Consider the following 21,995-nt stretch of genomic DNA (forward strand, 5'->3'; position numbering starts at 1 on the left):
CTACTCCTTCGCCAGCAGCCGGTCGAGCTTCTCCTCGATCCGGTCCATGCGCGCGCCGAGCTCGGTGAGCGTCCGGAACGCGGTCGCGTCGGTGTTGAGCAGCGCGTCGAGACCCGACATCCGCACCGGCGAGCCCGGCACGCGCGACGGGTGACGCTCGCCCTCCAGCACGGCGGCGTGGAGCTCGGTGACGCGGAAGTCGAGCCAGGCCAGCACGTCGCCGACGTCCATCGTGCGCCCGTAGCGCGCGCGGATCCGCTGGTGCAGGACGTCGCCGCCGCCGCCGCCTCCGCCGTGGCGGGGGCGGTGGCCGCCGGTGCGGTGGCGGTGGTCGTCGCGGTCGAACAGCTCCTCGAGGAAGCCCTCCTCCTCCTCGTGGTGATGGTGGTGGACGTGCTGCTCGACGACCGGGGGACCCGGCGGCGGAGGGGGAGGAGGCGGGGGACCGGGCGGCGGGCCGGGCGGTGGCGGCTGTCCCCAGGGCTCGGTCACGGTCGTCGTCCTCCGCGGGTCGATCCGGCAGTTCAGCTACTCTATGTGACCGATTGTCGGGAGGCGAGGGTGGCAGACGGGTGAACGAGGCGACGAGGTAGGGGCAGCCCCCACGAATCGTAGGAAGAACCGGATCGTCCGGGGTGCGCTCGCCCCGGAGGCTCATCAGCGAGCCCGGCCACGGTGGCCGGCCCTGGCCGAGGAGCCCCGGAATGCACACCACCCCCCACCCGACCCGCCCGTTCGACCCGGGTCAGGGGCACGGCCATGGGGCCGCTCCGATGCGGGAGGCACCGCCTCCCCTGGCGCCGCGACCCGCCCCCGCGCTGCGGGACCCGGCGGGCGCGGGCAAGGGACGACGGCTCGCGACGATGGTCGTGGCGTCGGCGGTCGCGGTCAGCGCGGGCCTCGGGCTCGGCGCGCTCGTCGCCATGGCGACCAGCCCGGACGGCACCATCGCCGGCGCCTTCGCCCCGGCCTCGTCGAGCGAGACCACGCCGGCCCCGGGCGCGGCGGGTGAGCCCGGCGCGATCGGCGGCGCGACGGCCGGCGGCGGGAACGCTGTCGCGGGCGGTGCCCCCGGAGCCCCTGGTGCCCCGGGTGCCGCCGGAGCTCCGGGTGGTTCGGGCGCTCCCGGCGTACCTGGCGTTCCCGGCGTCCCGGGCGGCGAGATCCCGGCCTGCGGGCACTGCGGCGGCACGCCCGCCCCGGCCGGCCGCTTCACCTACGACGGCTCGATCCTGCTCCCGGACGGCAGCGTCGTCGGTCCCGACGGTGTCCTGCGCTCGCCGGCCGTGCCGCTGCCGCACGGTGCCCGGCGCGCCGCGGACGGTTCGATCGTGCTGGCCGACGGCACCGTCCGGAACGCCGACGGGACGCCCCGCACGGCGATCGTGGTCCCGCCCAGCACCGTGTCCACGCCGTACGGCGGCGACATCCCGGTGCCCGGCTTCACCATCAACCCCGACGGCACCGTGACGCCCGCCGACCCCGGCGTGCGCATCGTCTGGAACCACGACGGCACGGCCACGCTCATCACGCCCGGCGGCCACGTCGACGTGTGGCGCAAGGACGGCACCTTCCACTCCCGCTACGACGCCAAGCCCGGCGAGCGGGTCAACGCCGACGGCTCGGTGACCCGCGCCGACGGCACGATCGCCAACCCCGACGGCTCCACCACCCGCACCCCGGTCCGGCTGCCGAACGGCACCACGGTCGACCCGCGCGAGGCGCCGCAGGAGGAGGACACCCACACCCCGGTCGACACCCACCACGAGAGCGGCACCCCGGCCGACACGACCACCGGAACGCCCGCCGAGGGCACCGGCACCCCCGCGGAGACGGAGACGGAGACCGGGACCGGCACGACGCCGGGGTCGTCGACGAGCACGGGGACCGGGTCCTCGGACTCCGGGACGTCGAGCAGCTCGAGCTCCGGCACCTCGTCCTCGAGCACCAACCACTCCGGCTCCTGACGCACCGAGGTGTGTCAGCGTGGCGGCCACGCTGACACTCAACGTCAGGATCGCCACACGCTCGCTCGAGCGACACGCCGACAGACGACGACCGGCGACCGTTCCCACCAGGGAGCGGTCGCCGGTCGTCGGCGTGCGCGGGGTCAGCGCTCGAAGCGTTTCGCCACGTCGTCGGCGAGCTCGGACACGACGCGCGCCGCGCTGCCCGTGGCCTCCTCGGCCTTGACCCGCGCGGCGTCGGCGACCTCCGCGGCCTTGTCGCCCGCCTGCTCGGCGGCGAGGCCGAGCTTGTCGCCGACCGACCCGGCCTCGATCGTCGCGTCGGGGCCCGGCGTCACGATCGTTTCCTCGCCGGAGTCGAACCGGACGCGGTAGGGCGGCCCGTCCTCGCCGATCACGGCCACCACGGTGCCGGTCCGGTCGGGGACGTCGGTGGTGTTGGAGTGCAGGCGGATGCGGTCGCCGACGGACGCGCTCACGGGGGTCCTCCTTCTCGAGTCGATCTCGACGTGCCAGGTACCCGGAAACGACCGAAGGGCCCCTCCGATCGAGTAGATCGATCGAAGGGGCCCTTCGGTCGGAAACCGCGAGCCGAGGGTCAGCCGGCCGCGACCGGCGTCTCCGCCGGGGTGGACGCGACGGCGAACGTCAGCTCGCCGTCCGCGACGTCGACGGTGACCGTCTGGCCGCCGTGCAGCTCGTCGGCGAGCAGCATCGACGACAGCCGGTTGCCGACCTGGCGCTGGATGGTCCGGCGCAGCGGCCGGGCTCCGAACTCGGGCTGGAAGCCCAGCTCGGCCAGGCGGTCGACGGCCGCCTCGGTGATCGCGAACCCGATGTCCTGCGCGTCGAGGCGCTCGCGCGTCTCGTCGAGGATCAGGTCGGTGATCCGCCGCAGCTGCTCCTCGTCGAGCCGCTTGAAGACGATCACCTCGTCGATCCGGTTGAGGAACTCGGGCCGGAACGACTCCCGCAGCCGCGGCATCAGCCGCTCCTGCAGGGACTGCGACGGGTCGGCGTTCGACGGGGCGAACCCGAGCGCCTGCGTGTTGGTGGTGATCAGCTCCGAGCCCACGTTGCTGGTCATGATCAGCACCGTGTTCCGGAAGTCGACCGTGCGGCCCTGCGAGTCGGTGAGCCGCCCGTCGTCCAGCACCTGCAGCAGCGTGTTGAAGACGTCGGGGTGGGCCTTCTCCATCTCGTCGAGCAGGACGACCGAGTACGGACGGCGGCGGATCTCCTCGGTGAGCTGACCGGCCTCGCCGTACCCGACGTAGCCGGGGGGCGACCCGATGAGCCGCGAGACCGTGTGCCGCTCGGAGTACTCGCTCATGTCCACGCGGACCATGCGGTCCTCGTCGCCGAACATCGTCGCCGCGAGGGCCTTGGCCAGCTCGGTCTTGCCGACGCCGGTCGGGCCGAGGAACAGGAAGCTGCCGATCGGCCGGTTCGGGTCGTCCAGGCCGGCCCGCGAGCGGCGGACGGCCTCGGCGATCGCGCTGACGGCGTCGTCCTGGCCGACGACCCGCTCGTGCAGCTGCTCCTCGAGCTTGAGCAGGCGGTCCCGCTCGGTCTCGGTGAGCTGGCTGACCGGGATGCCGGTCGACCGGGCGACGATCTCGGCGATGTCCTCGACGGTCACCTCGAGGATGCCCGACTGCCCCGACCGACGGTCGGTGCGCGCCTGCTCCAGCGACGACTGCGTCTGCGCGATCTCGTCACGCAGCGCGCCGGCCCGCTCGTAGTCCTCGTCGGCGGGCCTGGTCCTTGTCGCGGGTCAGCGACTCGAGCTTGCGCTCCAGCTCGCGCGAGTCGGTGTGCGGGCCCTTGGCCTGCAGCCGCTTGCGCGCGCCGGCCTGGTCGACGAGGTCGATGGCCTTGTCGGGCAGGAACCGGTCGGTGACGTAGCGCTCGGACAGCTCGGCGGCCGCCGTGAGGGCCTCGTCGGTGAACCGCACCTGGTGGTGCGCCTCGTACCGGTCGCGCAGCCCGTGCAGGATCGCGACGGTGTCCTCGACGGAGGGCTCCGGGACCATCACCGGCTGGAAGCGCCGCTCGAGGGCGGCGTCCTTCTCGATCGACTGGCGGTACTCGTCCAGCGTGGTCGCGCCGACGATGTGCAGCTCGCCGCGGGCCAGGGCCGGCTTCAGGATGTTGCCGGCGTCCATGCCGCCCTCGGACGAACCGCCCGCGCCGACCATGGTGTGCAGCTCGTCGATGAAGACGATCAGCTCGTCGGAGTGCTCGCGCACCTCGGCGACCAGCTTGGTCATCCGCTCCTCGAAGTCGCCGCGGTAGCGGGTGCCCGCGACCATGCCCGACAGGTCGAGCTGGACGATGCGCTTGCCCTCGAGCTGCTCGGGGACGTCGCCGGACACGATGCGCTGGGCGATGCCCTCGACGACCGCGGTCTTGCCGACGCCCGCCTCGCCGATGAGCACGGGGTTGTTCTTGGTGCGGCGCGAGAGGACCTCGATGGTCTGGTCGACCTCGTCCTCACGCCCGACGACCGGGTCGAGCTCGCCGTTGCGGGCCTTCGCGGTCAGGTCGACGCCGAACTGGTCGACCGTCGGGGTGTCGCTCTCGCCGCCGGAGCCACCCTGGCCGCCGCCGGAGGCGCTCTGCCCCCCGGAGGCTGCGGAGCGCTGCAGCGACTGCGGCGTGACGCCCTGCTGGCCCAGCGCGCGGCCGACGGGGCTGTCGTTGTTGGCGGCCAGCGCGAGCACGATGTGCTCGGGGCCGATGTAGCTCGAGCCGAGGGCCCGGGAGATCTGGTGCGCGTCGAGCAGCGTGCGCTTGGCCGTCGGGGTCAGGGACGGCGGCTCGGTGCGGGCCTCGTCCCGGGGCAGCTGCTCGTCGGCGGTGCGCTGCAGCGCGTCGACGTCGGCGCCCGCACCGGCCAGGAGCTGGCGCAGCGGCGGGACCTGCGTGACGACGAGCAGCAGGTGCCACGCGTCGAGGTCGCTGTTGCCCCGCTCGGCGGCCTGCTGGGCCGCGGCACCGACGAGCTGGCGCGCCGGCTCGGTCATGAGCTGGGTGATGTCGATGCGCTGGACGCCTCGCGGGGACGCTCCGCCCAGGAAGCTGGCGAGGAAGTCGTCGAACGGGCCGGACCCGGGACCACCGGGCCCGAAGGCGCTGGTCATGTAGCTCCTCAAAGGGGTCCACGCCGGCGGTGATGCCGGCACTGACCGCTTCAGCAACGGGGGCGGATCATTCATTCCTGAGTGACGGAGACTCAAGTCGTGACGCGGGCCATGAGCCGCCCTCACTCATGCCCGCGGGCTACCCACGTCACGGCATGGCCACGCCTGCGCGCGGGCACGCGGGAGACATGAGCACCGCCGCCCGCGAGGTCCACCTCGTCCGCCGCCCGCAGGGCATGCCCGACCCCGACGACTTCGCGCTGGTCGACCGCGACCTCCCCGACCCCGGCGAGGGCGAGGTCCTCGTCGCGAACCACGACTTCTCGGTCGACCCCTACATGCGCGGCCGCATGAACGACGTGCCGAGCTACGTCCCGCCGTTCGCGCTGAACGAGCCCATGGACGGCCGCTCGGTCGGCGAGGTCGTCGCGAGCCGCAGCGACGACGCGGCCGTCGGTGACCTCGTGGTGGCCAACCTCGCCTGGCGCACCCACGGCGTGGTGCCGGCCAAGCAGGTCCAGAAGGTCGCCGCGCCCGAGGGCGTGAACCCCTCGGCGTACCTCGGCGTGCTCGGGATGCCCGGGCTCACCGCGTGGGTCGGGCTGCTCGACAAGGCCGCGTTCCGCGAGGGCGACGCCGTGTTCGTGTCCGGCGCCGCCGGCGCGGTCGGCAGCCTCGTGGGTCAGCTCGCCGAGCTCAAGGGCGCCTCGCGCGTCGTCGGCAGCGCGGGCAGCGCCGAGAAGGTCCGCTGGCTCACCGAGGAGCTCGGCTACGACGAGGCCTTCAACTACAAGGACGGCCCGGTGGTCGACCAGCTGCGCAAGGCCCTGCCCGACGGCGTCGACGTGTACTTCGACAACGTCGGTGCCGACCACCTCGAGGCCGCCATCGCCTGCGCCAACGACCACGCCCGCGTCGCCGCCTGCGGGGCCATCGCGCACTACAACGACACGGCGGAGAACCCGACGCCCGGGCCGTCGAACCTCTTCCAGATCGTCAAGAAGCGCCTGTCGATCCAGGGCTTCATCGTCACCGACTCCTGGCACCGCATGGGGGCGTTCCTCGAGGAGGTCACGCCGTGGGTCGCCGAGGGGAAGGTCAAGTTCGCGGAGACGACCGCGGAGGGCATCGACCACGCCGTCGAGGCCTTCCGCGGCATGCTCCGCGGCGAGAACACCGGGAAGATGATCGTCAAGCTGTGAGGGCCTGCGGCCACATGAGTGAAATGGGTCGCCGGGGCGACCCATTTCACTCACGTGGCGTGAGCCATCCCCCGTCGGCGCGCCACACCGACACGACGGCGGGGCGGGCGATGCTCGTCCCGCCGTCGGGCCAGTGCGAGATCGGGTCGGCGAGGCTCGCGTCGTCCGACTCGCCCGGGTGCTGCACCGCCACCAGCGCCAGCCGGTCCTCGACCACCGGCCCGCACGTCTCCGCCCCGCGCGGCACCGTGAGGAACTGCTGGACGCGGCCGCGCTGCGGGCCCTCCAGCGGCACCGCGAACAGCCCGTCGTTGGAGCCCAGCGCGTTGCCGTCGGTCGAGATCCACAGGTTGCCGACGGCGTCGAACGCGACGTTGTCGGGGCACGAGATCGGCGAGACCTGGTCCTTCGGGAAGCCGCCGAAGTACGTGTCCGCGGCGGCGGGGTCGCCGCACACCAGCAGCAGCGACCACGCGAAGCTCCGCGCGCCGGGGTCGTCGCCGGTCTCGGTGAGCTCGAGGACCTGGCCGTTCGTGTTCTCCGCCCGCGGGTTGACGCCGTCCACGCCCGCCTTGCCCGGCGTCCCGCGCTCGTCGTTGTTGGTGAGTGCGGCGTAGACGCGGCCCGTCCGGGGGTGCGGCTGGACGTCCTCGGGGCGGTCCATCGGGGTCGCGCCGACGGTGTCCGCGGCCAGCCGGGTGTGCACGAGCACCTGCGCCGCGGTCATCGAGGGGACGAACGAGCGCCCGGTGCCGTCGGCGAGCGACTCCACGAGCGGCAGCCACTCGCCGCTGCCGTCGGGACCGCCGCCCGGCGCGTCGGGCGAGAAGCGGGCGACGAACAGCGTGCCCTCGTCGAGCAGCCGGGCGTTCGACTCGCGGTCGGCCGGGGTGTCGCCGGCGCGGTGGGTGCGCGAGGAGACGAACTTGTAGAGGTACTCGAACCGCTCGTCGTCGCCCATGTAGGCCGCGACGGTGCCGGTCGGGCCGACGTGCACGTTGGCGCCCTCGTGCTTGAACCGCCCGAGCGCGGTGCGCTTGCGCGGGGTGGAGGCCGGGTCGAACGGGTCGACCTCGACGACCCAGCCGAACCGGTTGGGCTCGTTGGGCTCGCGGGTGAGGTCGAAGCGCGCGTCGACACCCTCCCACCTCCGCTCGGTGGCGCCGCCGTCCATCCCGTAGCGCGCCAGCGCCAGGTCGTCGACCGTCTCGCCGTTCGCGAAGTACTGGTCGACGTTCTCCTCGCCGGTCAGCACCGTGCGCCACGGCGTGACCCCGCCCGCGCAGTTGTTCAGCGTGCCGAGCACCGTGCGCCCCTCGGGGTCGGCGGTCGTGCGCACGAGCGCGTCGCCGGCGGCCGGGCCGGTCAGCGTCATCGGGGTGCTCGCGGTGATCCGGCGGTTGACCGCGTCCATCACGGGGGTCAGGCGGCCCGACGCGGGGTCGCGGTCGACGGCGACGACCGACATCCCGTGCGCCGCCATCCCGATCGCGACCTGCTCCGGGGTCGGCGCGGCCGGGTCGTACCCGGGGATCATGAACGGCTCGGTCGTGTACTCGTGGTTCGCGACGAGCAGCGCACGCCCCGGCCGGCCCGGCACGTCGAGCAGCGCGAGGAAGTCGTTGTTGAAGCCGAACTGCTGGGCCTGCGCCGCGGCGGTCTGCGCGTTCGGGTCGAACGCCGGGGCGCCGGGCAGCACCGGGTCGCCCCAGCGGATGACGACCTGCTGGGCGAAGCCCTCCGGGACGCGCACGGCGTCCTCGGTGTTGGGCGCGACGGCGGTGAAGCCGAACGGGGAGGGCATCGGGGTGCTCGCGCCGGCCTGTGCCGGTGCACCGGTGCCGCCCATCCCGCACGCGGCCAGCGTCCCGGCCATCCCGGCGACGAGGCCGGCCTGCAGCACACGCCGCCGGCTCAGCGCCGCGGCCGCGACCTCGCGGAACGGGGTGGTGTCGGTCGGGTTGGGTGCCTCGCGCGAGCAGGCGTCGTGGCACCGGTAGCGGCACGTGACGTGGGGACGTCCGTGGGGACGGTGGACGGCGAGCGGCAGCAGGCGCACGGAAGCTCCCGTGTGTCCGGATCGTGGTGGTCGCGGTGACGCTAGGTCGCCCGGGCGTCGGGGCGGAACCCGACGGGTGAACACCAGTCGAACACGCCCGGCTCCGGACCGTGACCGATTCGACGGTCCGTTTCGGCCTCGGCGGGCGTCGGGCAGCCGGAGCCATGCGTGCACTGACTTGGCAGGGACAGGGCGACGTCCGCGTCGAGACCGTCCCGGACCCGACGATCCAGGCGCCGACGGACGCCGTCATCAAGGTGACGAGCAGCGCGATCTGCGGCTCCGACCTGCACCTCTACGAGGTGCTCGGGCCGTTCCTCGACCCGGGCGACATCCTCGGCCACGAGCCGATGGGCGTCGTCGAGGAGGTCGGCTCCGAGACCGGCGACCTGAAGGTCGGCGACCGCGTCGTCGTCCCGTTCAACATCTCCTGCGGGCACTGCTGGATGTGCGAGCACCAGTGGTTCGCGCAGTGCGAGACCACCCAGAACCGTGACCAGGGGATGGGCGCCTCGCTGTTCGGCTACACGAAGCTCTACGGCCAGGTCCCGGGCGGGCAGGCCGAGTACCTGCGCGTGCCGCAGGCGCAGTTCGGGCCGATCAAGGTCCCCGACGGTCCGGTCGACGAGCGCTTCCTCTACCTCTCCGACGTGCTGCCCACCGCCTGGCAGGCCGTCGCGTACGCGCGCATCCCCGACGGCGGCAGCGTCGCGGTGTTCGGGCTCGGCCCGATCGGGCAGATGGCGGCGCGGATCGCCCGTCACCAGGGCTTCCGGGTCATCGCCGTCGACAGCGTGCCCGAGCGCAACGCCATGGCGCGCCGGCACGGCATCGAGGTCGTCGACGCGAGCACGGTCGACGACGTCACGACCGCCATCCGCGACCTCACCGACGGCCGGGGCACCGACTCCGCGATCGACGCGGTCGGCATGGAGGCGCACGGCGGTTCGGCGATCCCGCAGTTCGCCCAGAAGATGGTCAACAAGCTGCCGGACGCCATCTCGGCGCCGCTGATGCAGGTGGCGGGCGTCGACCGCACCGCCGCGCTCGTCGGGGCCGTCGACGCGGTGCGGCGCGCGGGCGTCGTGTCGCTGTCCGGCGTCTACGGCGGCACCGCCGACCCGATCAACATGCTGAAGATCTTCGACAAGGGGATCTCGCTGCAGATGGGGCAGGCGCACGTGAAGCGCTGGGTCCCGGAGATCCTGCCGCTGCTCACCGACGACGACCCGCTCGGCGTGCACGACCTGGAGACCCACCGCCTGCCGCTCGAGTCGGCGCCGCACGGCTACGACATCTTCCAGAAGAAGCAGGACGAGTGCATCAAGGTGGTCCTGTCGCCGTGACGGACCCCGGGTCGCTGTTCTTCGTCGGGACGGCGACGACGCTGCTGCGGTGCGGGGGGTTCACGGTCCTCACGGACCCGAACTTCCTGCACCGCGGGCAGCGCGCCTACCTGGGCAAAGGGCTGGTGTCGAAGCGGCTCACCGAGCCCGCCCTGTCGCCGGAGCAGCTGCCGGAGCTCGACGCGGTCGTGCTCTCGCACCTGCACGGCGACCACTGGGACCGGGAGGCCCGGCGAGGGCTCGACAAGGCGGTCCCGGTGATCACGACGCCCGAGGCCGCGCGGACGCTGCAGTCGCGCCAGCGCTTCCGCCGGGCCCTGGGGCTCGCGGTGTGGGAGTCGCACACGCTGGTGCGCCCCGACGGCGCGACGCTGCGGGTCACGGCGCTGCCGGGCCGGCACGCGCCGCGCCCCGTGACCCGCCTGCTGCCGCCGGTGATGGGCAGCCTGCTGGAGTTCGCCGACCCCTCCGGCGAGGTCCTGCGCCGGGTCTACCTCTCGGGCGACACGCTGCCGTTCGAGGGCATCCCGGCGATCCGGGAGCACATCGGCGAGGTCGACCGCGCCGTCCTGCACCTCGGCGGCACCACCCTGCCCGGCGGTCTCGTCGTCACCATGGACGGCGAGATGGGTGCCGACGTCCTCGAGACCATCGCGCCGCGACGCGCGACGCCGGTGCACTACGACGACTACGGCGTCTTCCGCTCGCCGCTGTCGGACTTCCTGGGCGAGGTGGAACGGCGCGGCTGGTCGGACCGCGTCGACGTCGTCGGGCGCGGCGACACGATCGCCCTGTAGGGCGCCGCCGGCCCGCCCGCCCCGGAGACGCCGAAACCGGAGACGCCGAAACCCGAGACGAACGAACGTCCAGCTGAGCACGCCGATAGGGCTCTCGCTGCTACCGATGCAACGACAGCGCCGTTCGTTCGTCCAGGGTCGCGAGCATCAGGACTCGCGCAGCGTCAGGAGCAGGTGGTCGCGGCCCTTGGGGCTGACGAGCTTCGCGTCCCATCCGCCGTCGGCGCGCGCGGTGTGGAACCACGCCGTCGACGGCGCCCGGACCGGCGCCTTGAAGACGACGTCGACCGTGAACGCCGGGCCGTGCCGACCGGCGAGCGCGGCGAGCGCGCGGGCCTTCGTCCACATCCCGTGCGCGATGGTGCCCGGCATCCCGAACGCCTTGGCGGCGAGCCCGTTGACGTGGATGGGGTTCACGTCGCCGGAGACCGCGGCGTAGCGCCGGCCGATGTCGCCGGGGATCGTCCAGACCGCGTGCGGGAGCCGCCCGACCTGGGGCTCGGGCTCCCGGGAGGCGGCGTTCTCGGCACCGTCGGGCGCCGCCGCCCCGCGCACGAAGTACGTGCTGCGCGAGCCCCAGATCTCCGCGCCGTCCTCGTCGGTCACCGCGGTGACGAGGTCGACCTGCGCGCCCTTGGGGTGCGCGGCGAGCCGTTCGGCGTGCACGGCGACCCGCAGCGGCTCGCCCACCTCCGGCGGGCGGGCCTGGGTGATGACGTTGCGCAGGTGCACCATGCCCGGCGCGGGCAGGGGGAACTCGCGGTCGGTCATCAGCCGCATCTGCAGGGGGAACGCCAGCATGTGCGGGTAGGTCGGTGGTACGACGCCGCCGACGGAGAACCCGCACACCTGGTCGTAGTCGGCCACCGCGTCGGCGTCGATGCGCACGCCCACGAGCTCGAGGCGGCGGTCGGGCAGCGTGGTGCCGCCCGACCGGGCCGTGAGCAGCGCGCGCCCGTAGAGGACGCCGAGGGTGGGGGACGAGTCGAGGGTCTCCGTCCCCATCAGGCCCCCAGGTAGTTCTGGCCGTCGACGCGCAGCACCTGCCCGTTGACGGCGTACGAGGCGCCCTGGGCGAACCAGGCGATCGTCTCGGCGACGTCGACCGGCAGCCCGCCCTGGGTCATCGACGACAGCCGCCGCCCGGCCTCGCGGGTGCCGACGGGCATGGCCGCGGTCATCGCGGTCTCGATGAAGCCCGGCGCGACGGCGTTGATCGTCGCGTCCTTCTCCACGAGCAGCGGGGCGGTGGCGTCGACCATCCCGATGACGCCGGCCTTCGAGGCGCCGTAGGCGGTCTGGCCGCGGTTGCCGGCGATCCCGGCCATCGACGACACGGTGACGATGCGCCCGCCGCGGTGGAAGTGCTCGGAGGCGAGCAGCGCGTCGTTGATCGCGAGCTGGGCGTTGAGGTTGACGTCGATGACCGAGTTCCACCGGTCGCGGTCCTGGTTGGCCAGCAGCTTGTCGCGGGTGATGCCGGCGTTGTGGACGACGATGTCGAGCCCGCCGTGGCGCTGCGCGTGGTCGAGCAGCGTCGCCGGCGCGTGGTCGGCGGTGATGTCGAGCTGGAGCGCGCTGCCGCCGACGTCGTTGGCCGTGCGGGCGAGCGCGTCCCCGGCGGCGGGGATGTCGACGCAGATCACCGTCGCGCCGTCGCGGCGCAGCGTCTTCGCCACGGTCGCGCCGATGCCGCGGGCCGCCCCGGTGACGACGGCGGTGCGCCCGGCGAGCGGCTTGTCCCAGTCGACGCCCTGGCTCGAGCCCGCGAAGCCGGGCACCGTGCCGACCTCGAGACGCTGCCCGTCGACGAACGCCGAGCGCGAGGACAGGAAGAACCGCAGCGTCGACTCGATGTCGTTCTCGGCACCGTCGGCGACGTGGATCAGGTTGACCGTCGCGCCGTAGCGGGCCTCCTTGGCCGCGGAGCGCACGAGGCCCTCGAGCGACCGGCGGGCGGCGCGCACCGACGGCGCGGTGGCCTCGCCGGGCACGTCGCCGATCACCAGGACGCGCCCGGACGGGCCGACGCGGCGCATCACCGGGGTGAGGAAGGCCTGGATCTCGGCGAGGTCGGCGGGCGACGACAGCCCGGTGGCGTCGACGATCCCGGCGGCCACCTTGGACGACGAGCTGCCGCCGCCGACGGGGGCCTGCGGGTCCTCGTGGACCTCGACGCCCAGGTCGGTCAGCAGCGAGCGCACGACCTTCGCGACGCGCCCGTTCGCCGTGGCCGTCCCCAGCAGCGCCGGGCCCGACAGCAGCGGCTGGCCGGGCTCGTAGCGGCGCAGCCGCGGCACCGGGGGCAGCCCGACGCTGCCGGCGATGGACTTGCCGATGCCGGAGTTGACGAAGTCGGAGTACCAGTCGTTGGACATCTCTCAGGCCTCCAGGATCGCGACGACACCCTGACCGCCGGCCGCGCAGATGGAGATGAGACCCCGGCCGGATCCCTTCTCGTGCAGCAGCTTCGCCAGGGTCGGGACGATGCGGGCGCCGGTGGCCGCGAAGGGGTGTCCGGTGGCCAGCGACGACCCCGCGACGTTGAGCTTGCTCTTGTCGAACGTGCCCAGCGGGCCGTCGAGGCCGAGGCGCTCCTTGCAGAACTTCGGGTCCTCCCACGCCGCGAACGTGGCGAGGATCGTCGAGGCGAAGGCCTCGTGGAACTCGTAGAAGTCGAAGTCCTGCAGCGTGAGGCCCTGGCGCTCGAGCAGCCGCGGCACCGCGTAGGTCGGGGCCATGAGCAGGCCCTCGTCGCCGTGCACGTAGTCGACGGCGGCGGTCTCGGCGTCGACGAAGTGCGCGAGCACGGGCAGGTGGCGCTCGGCGGCCCATTCGTCGCTGGCGAGCAGGACGGTGGCGGCGCCGTCGGTGAGCGGCGTGGAGTTCGCCGCGGTCATCGTCGCCTCGGTGTCCGGGTAGCCCTTCGGCCGGAACACCGGCTTGAGCTTCGCCAGGCCCTCGAGGGTCGAGTCGGCGCGCAGGTTGTTGTCCTTGGTGAGCCCCAGGTAGGGGGTCATCAGGTCGTCGAAGAAGCCGCGGTCGTAGGCGGCGGCCAGGTGGCGGTGGCTCGCGACCGTGACCTCGTCCTGCGCGGTGCGGCTGATGCCCCACGCGGCGGCGGTCTGGGCGGCGTGCTCGCCCATCGCCATGCCGGTGCGCGGCTCGCGGTTGGCCGGGATCTCGGGGACGACCTGGCCGGGGCGCAGGCCGGCGAGCGCCTTGAGGACGCCCGCGGTGGACTTGGCGCGGTTGGCGGCGAGCAGCACGCGGCGCAGGTCGTCGTTGACCTCGATCGGCGCGTCGCTGGTCGTGTCGACGCCCGAGGCGACGCCGCTCTCGATCTGGCCGAGCGCGATCTTGTTGGCGACCTGCAGCGTCGTCTGCAGGCTGGTGCCGCAGGCCTGCTGGAGGTCGTAGGTCGGCGTCGCGGCCGAGAGGCGGCTGCCGAGCACGGCCTCGCGGGTGAGGTTGAAGTCGCGGCTGTGCTTGAGCACCGCGCCGGACACGACCTCGCCGAGACGCTCGCCGGCCAGCCCGAACCGCGCGACGAGCCCGTCGAGCGCGGCGGTGAGCATGTCCTGGTTCGACGCCCGGGCGTAGGCGCCGTTGGAGCGGGCGAAGGGGATGCGGTTGGCGCCGACGATCGCCGCTCGGCGCGGGGCGGATGGAGCGGAGGGCACGATTCCTCCCGGGAAGTCCGGTTCTGGTCTGGAGCGCGAGGCGGTCACGGCGGCGTGACGCTCGCCGTCCGGCCGTAGTTACCCGAAAGTATCAGGTACCGTCGGTAACGTGAGCCGTCGTTCCACGCATCACCCCGACAGCGGGCGTGACAGCGAGCGCGACGCCCGCCCGCGGCGCGACCGGCGGTCCAGTCGCTGGGACGAGCATCGCCGGGCCCGGCGCCAGGAGCTCACCGCGGCCACGATCGTGGCCATCCGCGCCCACGGCGCCGAGGTGGGCATGAGCCAGGTCGCGGCGCAGGCGCGCACCAGCAAGACCGTCGTGTACCGGCACTTCGCCGACAAGAACGACCTCTACCTCGCGGTGTGCGACTGGGTGGCGGCCGTCCTCGTCGGCCAGCTCCAGAGCGCGATGCGCGACGCCGCCGAGAACCCCCGCCAGACGCTGGTGTCCGGCATCGACGCCTACCTCGGGCTCATCGAGGCCGATCCCGAGGTCTACCGCTACGTGATGCGCCCGCCGAAGCTCGACCGCCCCGAGGGCGAGGACCCCGTCAGCGATCTCTGCACGGTCATCGGCGACCACATCGCGGAGATCATCTCCACCGAGCTGCGCCGTCAGAACCGTGACCCCGCGCCCGCCCAGACCTGGGGCCACGCCCTCGTCGGCATGGTCCGTGCCGCCGGCGACCAGTGGCTCGCCGCCCGCCCGGACCTCGAGCGCGACGCCCTCGCGGGCCAGCTCGCGGACCTCGCCTGGTCGGGTCTTTCGCGCACCGTCACACCAACGGCTGCGTCGTCGGCCTCCTGACCGGGCACTCGGTGATCACGTACCGCCTTCCGGAGGACTCCCGTGAGCACCCGCCCGTCCACCGATGTCACCCCGGCCACCGTCGCCGCCGTCCAGCGCGCCCTCGACGGCCGCTGGCACGCGCTGCGTGACGAGGTCCGCGCGCGCGACGACTTCGCCCACCTGCACGTCGACCCCGGCACCGACGTCGAGACCTACCGCGCCGCGATCTGGGAGATGCTCGCTCGCCTGGCCGACGAGGGGCACGCCCTGCACGGCTTCCCCGTCGCGGTCGGCGGGCGCGGCGACATCGGCGGGTCGGTGGTGTCGTTCGAGATGCTGGCGTACGCCGACCTGTCGCTGCAGGTGAAGAGCGGCGTCCAGTGGGGCCTGTTCGGCGGCGCGATCCAGGCGCTGGGCAACGAGGAGCAGCACGCGCGCTACCTGCCCGGGGTCATGGACCTGTCGCTGCCGGGCTGCTTCGCGATGACCGAGACCGGCCACGGCTCGGACGTGCAGTCGGTGCACACCACGGCGACGTACGACGCGTCGTCCGGCGAGTTCGTCATCGACACCCCGACCGAGTCGGCGCGCAAGGACTACATCGGCAACGCCGCGCGGGACGGGCGGATGGCGGCGGTGTTCGTGCAGCTCTACAGCGGTGGCGAGCGGCACGGGGTGCACGCGGTGCTGGTGCCGTTGCGGAACGACGAGGGCGAGGTGCTGCCGGGCGTCGAGATCCTCGACGACGGGCACAAGGAGGGCCTCAACGGCGTCGACAACGGGCGCCTGTCGTTCCACGGCGTGCGCGTCCCCCGCGAGAACCTGCTCGACCGCTACGGCACGGTCGCGCCGGACGGGACGTACTCCAGCTCGATCGAGAGCGAGAACCGCCGCTTCTTCACGATGCTGGGCGCGCTCGTGCGCGGGCGGGTCAGCGTCTCGGGCAGCGCGGTGGGGGCGGCGTCGCTGGCCCAGACGATCGCGATCCGCTACGGCGAGGCGCGCCGGCAGTTCGCCGGGCCCGGGAGCGACGAGGAGATCGTCGTCCTCGACTACCTCGCCCACCAGCGCAAACTGCTCCCGGGGCTCGCGCGCACCTACGCACTGCGGTTCGCGCAGAACGAGCTCGTCGAGATGCTCCACGACATCCAGTCGACCCGCGAGGCCGGCGGTGACGTCGACGAGAAGCGCCAGCGCGAGCTCGAGTCGCGGGCCGCCGGCACCAAGGCGCTCACGACCTGGCACGCCACGGCGACCATCCAGGCGTGCCGCGAGGCGTGCGGCGGGCAGGGCTACCTGTCGGAGAACCGGCTGGGCGCCCTGCGCGCGGACACCGACGTGTTCACGACGTTCGAGGGCGACAACACCGTCCTGCTCCAGCTCGTCGCCAAGGGCCTGATCTCGGGGTACGCCGACGACTTCGGCCACCTCGACACCCTCGGCACCGTGCGGTTCGTCGCCGACCAGGTGCTCGACACCGTCGCCGAGCGCACCTCGCTGCGCCAGCTCGCCGAGCGCCTGCGCGCCGTTGCCCCGGGCCGCGACGAGGAGGACGTGCGAGACCGGTCGTGGCAGGTCAAGCTCCTCGACGACCGCGAGGAGCACACGCTCGACGGGCTCGTGCGGCGTCTGCGGCCCGCGCGCGAGAAGGGCATCTCGCCCGAGCGCCAGTTCGCGATCTTCAACAGCGCCCAGGACCACCTCCTGCGCGCGGCCCGCGCGCACCTCGACGGGCTGGTGCTCGACGCGTTCGTGCGCGGGATCGACACGTGCGTCGACCCGTCGGCGCAGGCGCTCCTGGCGAAGGTGTGCGACCTCTACGCGCTGTCGCTGATCGAGGAGGACAAGGGCTGGTTCCTCGAGCACGGGCGCATCTCGGCGGCGCGGTCGAAGGCGATCACCGCGGAGGTCAACCGCCTGTGCCTGGAACTGCGCCCCCACGCCCGCGCGCTGGTCGACGCGTTCGGGATCCCGGAGTCGTGGATCGGGGCCCCGATCGCCACGGGGGCGGAACAACGCCGCCAGGACGAGGCCCGCGCCCACGCCGACTCCCTGTCCTGACGGCCCTCGGGGTCCGCCGGTACGCAGCGGTGCGGCATCGCTGGCGTGTGACGCCAGGATCGCCACATCCTCGCTCGCGCGACACGCCGTGTTCGCGACGCACGGGGTGAGTCAGCGTGGCGGCCACGCTGACACTCAACGTCAGGAAATCCACCCGCTCGATGTCGACACCTTCGGTGGGCTCCGGGCGAAACGGGTACCGGTGGCACGATGGCCGACCCGGCGGCGGGCCGGGCCTCTCCGAAGGGACGTCGATGTGAGCACTCCGGGCGACGGCTACGGCCAGGGCCAACAGGGCTACGGGCAACAGGGTGGCTACGGGCAGCAGCCGTACGGCGAGCCGAGCTACGGCGGGCCGGGCGGCCAGACGCCGGGGTGGGGTCAGCCGGCCGTCCCGACGAAGCCGCGCAACGGCATGGGCGTCGCCGCGCTGATCTTCGGCATCCTCGCGCTGCTGACGTGCTGGTGGCTGCCGGTCGTCGGCGGCCTGCTCGGCATCGTCGCGATCATCCTCGGCGTCGTCGGGCGGGGCCGGGCGAAGCGTCTCGAGGCGAACAACAAGGGCATGGCCACCACCGGCCTCGTCCTCGGCATCATCACCCTGATCCTCAACATCGTCCTGAGCATCCTGGTGTTCTTCGCCGGCATCGCCTTCCTGAACTTCGGCGGCGGGCAGTCGATCCAGCAGTTCCAGGACTGCCTCTCGCAGGCCTCCAACCAGCCGAACCCCGCCGCGGTGCAGCAGGCGATCGAGCAGTGCGGCCAGCAGTTCAACCAGCAGCTCCCGGGCAGCCAGCCCGAGGGTGGCGACGGCGGCTGAGCCGCCGCCCCGCACACACGCGACGGCCCCCGCACCCGGATGGGTGCGGGGGCCGTTCCGCGTCAGGTGTCCGAACCGGGCGATGAGCCGCCTCGCGGCGCGTGGCACACCAGGGCTTCAGCCGAACGATCTTCCCTGGCGGCTCTTATTAATGAGACCCGGGGGCACATGGCGCCCGGTCCGGACACCCCATTGAACCCCATGACGGCGCCGCGTGTTCCCGGGGATGCGGACGGATTCGTCCGGGCTGTCCGCCACGCGGCGTGACTGCGCTGAGAACGACACGGCGTCTCGCGATACCGAGCCTGTGGCGATCCTGGCGTCACACGCCAGCGATGCCGCATCGCTCGCAGGTCAGCGGGGGAGGACGGCGAGGGAGTCGGTGACGGCGCGGAGGGGGTCGGCGGCGGGGTCGTTGACGATCGTGAGGTCCTCGTCACGCCCGCGGCGCACCATGGTCGTCGAGCCGCCGCCGTCCAGGGACGCCACGACGGGTGCGCCGAGGTCGAGGAGCAGGCGGGCGAGCTCGGCCAGCGTGACGCCGATGCTCGCCTCCTGGCGCCCGTCGACCGTCACCAGCCACAGCCGCCGGCCGTCCGCGGCGATGCCGACCGCCGTGCGCGGCGCACGTTCCGTGTCCTGCAGGCCGGGCAGGACCCGCCCGCCCCGGGCCAGGGGCAGCGCGCCGAGCGCCGTGCGCAGCGGCGGCGCCCCGACCGCGTCGAGCCCGTAGCCCACGGTCACCGCCGTCCCGACCGCGAGCCCCCGCAGCGCCACGGCCCCGCGCTCGCGCCCGACGAGCGCCACGGTCCCGGCCGGCAGCCGCCCCGCGCCGGGCGGGCCCACGCCGACGACCCGGCCCGCGGCGACCCGCACCTCGAGCGTGTCCGCGCTGCACGGGGCGTCGGGGTCGGTGTCGGACCCACACGTCGCCGGGGCCCGCGGCGCGTCGCCCCACGCCGCGTCGAACACCCCGACGCCGTCCACGGGCACCGCGTAGCCGTCGAGGCCCGCCAGCGGCACCGAGCGGCCCCGCACCTCCAGGGTCCCGCGGAACCGCGCCCGCGCGAGGTGCGCGATGCCGGAGGCGTCGATCCCCACGACCGTGTCCGACCCCTCGCCCGGCGGCGCCGGCGGCGAGGGGCGCCTGCCCACCGGCACCCCGGAGGTGCGGGCCGCCCCGTCGACGACCTCGGCGCCCACCGGCGCGCCCGTCCCGCCCTCGTCGAAGAACCCGCCGTTGACCGCGGCGATCGCCCCGGCCCGCCCGGCGAGCTCGGGCACCGTCGCGACGGCGGGCACGACCGGCGGGGTCAGCAGGTCGACGCGCACGGCGCCGGAGGCGAGGTCGACCTCGACGACATCACCGCGCAGGGGTCCGCCGCGCGGGTCGGGCAGCGCCGTCGTGAACTCGCGGTAGGCGGTGCCGGGCAGATCCGGCGCGCCGCGGGGGGCGAGGACCTCACCGAGCACGCGCCCGGGCGGCGGAGACGGCGGAGACGGGGGAGAAGGTGGTGACGGAGGCGGCGGCGCCCCCGCCCCGAGCGTCAGACCCGCCGCGACGGCCAGCGCGACAGCCACCCGCCACGGTCTCGCCGCCACGCCCGCCGCCACGCCTGTTCCTCCGCCCGATCGACAGCCGACCGACGGGACCGTCGACCGACCGGCACACTGGGCGTCGAGGACCGGCGTCTCGCGGTCGACACACGGGCGCCGCGTGCGCATCGCTCGGACGAGTGAGGCGAGGCGGGAAGCGACATCGCGGAGCAAACCGCCCGCGCGTCGGTATCGTCACACCGGGGAACCCTGACGGCGACGTACGCGTTGGCCGACCGCGAGTTTCGAGTAAAGCGACGGCAAAATGGTGGAGGAGCAGGCGTGACGGTCCCCTTCTGGGTCTGGGCGGCCACGGTCGGTGGCATCGCCGTGCTCGTGGCCATCGACATCTGGCATGCGCGGTCGCCGCACGAGGTCAGCTTCCGGGAAGCGACGCTCTGGTCGGTCATCTACATCGTCGTCGCCGTGATCTTCGGCGTGATCCTGCTGTTCACGATGGGCACGCAGTCGGGCACCGAGTACTTCGCCGGCTACCTGGTCGAGAAGAGCCTCTCGGTCGACAACCTGTTCATCTTCGCGGTGATCCTGGGCCAGTTCGCGGTGCCCAAGCGCCACCAGCAGAAGGTGCTGCTCTGGGGCGTGATCGGCGCCCTGGTGATGCGCGCGATCTTCATCGCGATCGGCGCCGCGGTGATCTCCGCGTTCGCGTTCGTCTTCGTCATCTTCGGCGCGTTCCTGATCTACACGGCCTACACGCTCGTGCGGTCCCACGGCGAGGAGCCGAAGGACATGCACGACAACCGCGCGGTGAAGCTGGTCCGCCGGTTCGTCACCGTGCACGAGGACGCCGGCGACCACGAGGGCTACAAGGACGACGGCAAGCTCACCGCCCGCGTCAACGGCAAGTGGGGCGTCACCCCGCTGTTCATCGTCGTCGCCGTGATCCTCTCGGTGGACCTCGTCTTCGCCCTCGACTCGATCCCCGCGATCTTCGGCATCACGCAGAACGCCTACATCGTGTTCACGGCGAACGCGTTCGCGCTGCTCGGTCTGCGGGCCCTGTACTTCCTGCTCGTCGGGCTGCTCGACCGCCTGGTCCACCTGTCCTACGGGCTGGCGTTCATCCTGGCGTTCATCGGCGTGAAGCTGATCCTGCTGTACCTGCACGAGGACGTGTCGCCGGCGATCCCCGAGATCCCCACATGGCTGTCGCTGGTGGTCATCGTCGTCACCCTGGCGGTCGTGACGGTCACCAGCCTGCGCTCGACGCGGAACGGGCAGGCGAAGGCCGAGGCGTCCGGGGAGCCGGCGGAGATCGAGTCCGGCGAGAAGTCCGCGGACGACCACCAGGGCACCACCGGCACCACCGGGTCGGGCGGCAGCGAGCAGGAGTCCCGCTCCACGTCCTAGGGTCGGGCGCATGGCTCGGGACCAGCCGTCCGACCGTGACCGGGACGCCGCGGGCCGCGCCCGCAACGCGCGACCCCGCGACGCCAGCGGGCGCCCGTTGCCCTACGGGGCGACGGGCGTGCCGCGCGACGACGACGAGGACGAGGAGCTCGCGCCCGACGAGGTGTTCGCCCGGGCGCAGGAGCTGCTCGACGCGGACCGTCCCTTCGACGCGCACGACGTGCTCGAGGGGGCGTGGAAGGCCGCGCCGGAGGACGAACGGCTGCTGTGGAAGGGCCTCGCGCAGCTCGCGGTCGGCCTGACCCACGAGCAGCGCGGCAACGCCCGGGGCGCGGCGTCGCTGCTGCGCCGCGGCGCCGGGACCGCCGCCGAGGCGCCGGAGGCGGCCGCCCGGCACGGCGTCGACCTCACCGCGCTCGCGGGCTGGGCCGCGGCCCGTGAGGAGTCCGGCCCGGACGCCCCCGGGCTGGTGCTGAGACGGCGGTGACCGTTTCGGGCCGGGCGGTCGTCGGCAACCCGGCGGGTGACAGGAACGACCGTCAACCCCTCGAGGAGGAACCCGGCATGGCCGGCGCACTGGACGGACTGCGGGTCGCGATCATCGCCACGAACGGCGTCGAGCAGGTGGAGCTCGAGCAGCCCCGCCGGGCGGTCGACGAGGCGGGCGCGCGCTCCACGCTCGTGTCGCTCTCGACCGACGCGATCCAGGCGATGAACTCCGACATCGACAAGGGCGACACGTTCACGCCCGACGCGGCGATCTCCGACGTCTCCGCCGACGACTTCGACGCGCTCGTGCTGCCCGGCGGCACGATCAACGCCGACCAGCTGCGCCAGAGCGGCGACGTCGTGTCCTTCGTGCAGGCGGTCTTCGCGGCCGGCAAGCCAGTCGGCGCGATCTGCCACGCCCCGTGGACGCTGGTCGAGGCCGACCTCGTGCGCGGGCGCACGATGACGTCGTACCCGAGCCTGCGCACCGACATCCGCAACGCCGGCGGCCACGCCGTCGACGAGGAGGTCGTCGTCGACAAGGGCCTCGTGACCAGCCGGAACCCGAACGACCTCGACGCCTTCTGCGCCAAGATCGTCGAGGAGTTCGGCGAGGGCGCGCACCCGGTCCACGACGAGGGCGCGACCGCGCAGGCATGATGCCC

At 73.4% G+C, this 21,995-nt stretch carries 17 protein-coding genes and 1 pseudogene; 10 read left to right on the forward strand and 8 right to left on the reverse strand.

Going from position 1 to position 21,995, the window contains the following annotated elements:
• Nucleotides 1–492 (reverse strand): hypothetical protein, encoded by a 492-nt coding sequence (locus tag WCD58_RS07720; protein ID WP_337701277.1) that lies wholly within the window; start codon nucleotides 490–492, stop codon nucleotides 1–3.
• A 212-nt stretch (nucleotides 493–704) separates the two neighbouring features.
• On the opposite strand from WCD58_RS07720, the gene WCD58_RS07725 reads away from it, so the two are divergent.
• Nucleotides 705–1,967 carry a hypothetical protein gene (locus WCD58_RS07725; RefSeq protein WP_337701279.1) on the forward strand — a complete coding sequence of 421 codons (1,263 nt, stop codon included), beginning with the start codon at nucleotides 705–707 and terminating at the stop codon, nucleotides 1,965–1,967.
• A 143-nt stretch (nucleotides 1,968–2,110) separates the two neighbouring features.
• Here the strand turns inward: WCD58_RS07725 and WCD58_RS07730 are convergent, their stop codons facing one another.
• Nucleotides 2,111–2,446, reverse strand: coding sequence for a DUF1918 domain-containing protein (locus WCD58_RS07730; protein ID WP_337701281.1), 336 nt, complete (start codon nucleotides 2,444–2,446; stop codon nucleotides 2,111–2,113).
• Nucleotides 2,447–2,565: 119 nt separating this feature from the next.
• Nucleotides 2,566–5,113: pseudogene (locus tag WCD58_RS07735) on the reverse strand (ATP-dependent Clp protease ATP-binding subunit).
• Nucleotides 5,114–5,301: 188 nt separating this feature from the next.
• On the opposite strand from WCD58_RS07735, the gene WCD58_RS07740 reads away from it, so the two are divergent.
• Nucleotides 5,302–6,315, forward strand: a complete 1,014-nt coding sequence (locus tag WCD58_RS07740; protein ID WP_337701283.1) for an NADP-dependent oxidoreductase — start codon at nucleotides 5,302–5,304, stop codon at nucleotides 6,313–6,315.
• Between the two features lie 46 nt (nucleotides 6,316–6,361).
• On the opposite strand, the gene WCD58_RS07745 is transcribed toward WCD58_RS07740, so the two are convergent.
• Nucleotides 6,362–8,374, reverse strand: a complete 2,013-nt coding sequence (locus WCD58_RS07745; RefSeq protein WP_337701285.1) for a PhoX family protein — start codon at nucleotides 8,372–8,374, stop codon at nucleotides 6,362–6,364.
• 164 nt (nucleotides 8,375–8,538) lie between these two features.
• On the opposite strand from WCD58_RS07745, the gene WCD58_RS07750 reads away from it, so the two are divergent.
• On the forward strand, nucleotides 8,539–9,720 hold the full coding sequence (locus WCD58_RS07750; RefSeq protein WP_337701287.1) for a zinc-dependent alcohol dehydrogenase: 1,182 nt from the start codon (nucleotides 8,539–8,541) through the stop codon (nucleotides 9,718–9,720).
• Complete coding sequence (locus WCD58_RS07755) at nucleotides 9,717–10,517, forward strand: MBL fold metallo-hydrolase (protein ID WP_337701290.1); 801 nt, start codon at nucleotides 9,717–9,719, stop codon at nucleotides 10,515–10,517. Before WCD58_RS07750 ends, WCD58_RS07755 begins: the two co-directional genes overlap by 4 nt.
• 147 nt (nucleotides 10,518–10,664) lie before the next feature.
• Here the strand turns inward: WCD58_RS07755 and WCD58_RS07760 are convergent, their stop codons facing one another.
• From WCD58_RS07760 to WCD58_RS07770, 3 genes are read right to left on the reverse strand one after another with little or no spacing between them, the layout of a single operon-like run.
• Nucleotides 10,665–11,522 (reverse strand): MaoC/PaaZ C-terminal domain-containing protein, encoded by an 858-nt coding sequence (locus WCD58_RS07760; protein WP_337701292.1) that lies wholly within the window; start codon nucleotides 11,520–11,522, stop codon nucleotides 10,665–10,667.
• Nucleotides 11,522–12,895: a 3-oxoacyl-ACP reductase gene (locus WCD58_RS07765; RefSeq protein ID WP_337701294.1), complete on the reverse strand. Its 1,374-nt coding sequence runs from the start codon at nucleotides 12,893–12,895 to the stop codon at nucleotides 11,522–11,524. Before WCD58_RS07765 ends, WCD58_RS07760 begins: the two co-directional genes overlap by 1 nt.
• A 3-nt stretch (nucleotides 12,896–12,898) precedes the next feature.
• Nucleotides 12,899–14,200 (reverse strand): acetyl-CoA C-acetyltransferase, encoded by a 1,302-nt coding sequence (locus WCD58_RS07770; RefSeq protein ID WP_337701296.1) that lies wholly within the window; start codon nucleotides 14,198–14,200, stop codon nucleotides 12,899–12,901.
• A 109-nt stretch (nucleotides 14,201–14,309) separates the two neighbouring features.
• Between WCD58_RS07770 and WCD58_RS07775 the strand changes: the two genes are divergently transcribed.
• From WCD58_RS07775 to WCD58_RS07785, 3 genes are all read left to right on the forward strand, one after another.
• Nucleotides 14,310–15,011: a TetR family transcriptional regulator gene (locus WCD58_RS07775; RefSeq protein WP_337701297.1), complete on the forward strand. Its 702-nt coding sequence runs from the start codon at nucleotides 14,310–14,312 to the stop codon at nucleotides 15,009–15,011.
• Between the two features lie 42 nt (nucleotides 15,012–15,053).
• Nucleotides 15,054–17,054 (forward strand): acyl-CoA dehydrogenase family protein, encoded by a 2,001-nt coding sequence (locus WCD58_RS07780; RefSeq protein ID WP_337701299.1) that lies wholly within the window; start codon nucleotides 15,054–15,056, stop codon nucleotides 17,052–17,054.
• Nucleotides 17,055–17,310: 256 nt separating this feature from the next.
• On the forward strand, nucleotides 17,311–17,874 hold the full coding sequence (locus tag WCD58_RS07785) for a DUF4190 domain-containing protein (protein ID WP_337701301.1): 564 nt from the start codon (nucleotides 17,311–17,313) through the stop codon (nucleotides 17,872–17,874).
• 354 nt (nucleotides 17,875–18,228) lie between these two features.
• Here the strand turns inward: WCD58_RS07785 and WCD58_RS07790 are convergent, their stop codons facing one another.
• Entirely contained in the window at nucleotides 18,229–19,347 is a 1,119-nt protein-coding gene (locus WCD58_RS07790) for a phosphodiester glycosidase family protein (RefSeq protein WP_337701304.1), read from the reverse strand.
• Nucleotides 19,348–19,752: 405 nt separating this feature from the next.
• Between WCD58_RS07790 and WCD58_RS07795 the strand changes: the two genes are divergently transcribed.
• From WCD58_RS07795 to WCD58_RS07805, 3 genes are all read left to right on the forward strand, one after another.
• Nucleotides 19,753–20,841, forward strand: a complete 1,089-nt coding sequence (locus tag WCD58_RS07795; protein ID WP_337701306.1) for a TerC family protein — start codon at nucleotides 19,753–19,755, stop codon at nucleotides 20,839–20,841.
• Between the two features lie 10 nt (nucleotides 20,842–20,851).
• On the forward strand, nucleotides 20,852–21,328 hold the full coding sequence (locus WCD58_RS07800; RefSeq protein ID WP_337701308.1) for a DUF309 domain-containing protein: 477 nt from the start codon (nucleotides 20,852–20,854) through the stop codon (nucleotides 21,326–21,328).
• 77 nt (nucleotides 21,329–21,405) lie between these two features.
• Nucleotides 21,406–21,990, forward strand: coding sequence for a type 1 glutamine amidotransferase domain-containing protein (locus WCD58_RS07805; protein ID WP_337701310.1), 585 nt, complete (start codon nucleotides 21,406–21,408; stop codon nucleotides 21,988–21,990).
• Nucleotides 21,991–21,995 lie beyond the last annotated feature (5 nt).

The organism is Actinomycetospora flava (genome assembly GCF_037400335.1).
GTDB classification, from domain to species: domain Bacteria; phylum Actinomycetota; class Actinomycetes; order Mycobacteriales; family Pseudonocardiaceae; genus Actinomycetospora; species Actinomycetospora flava.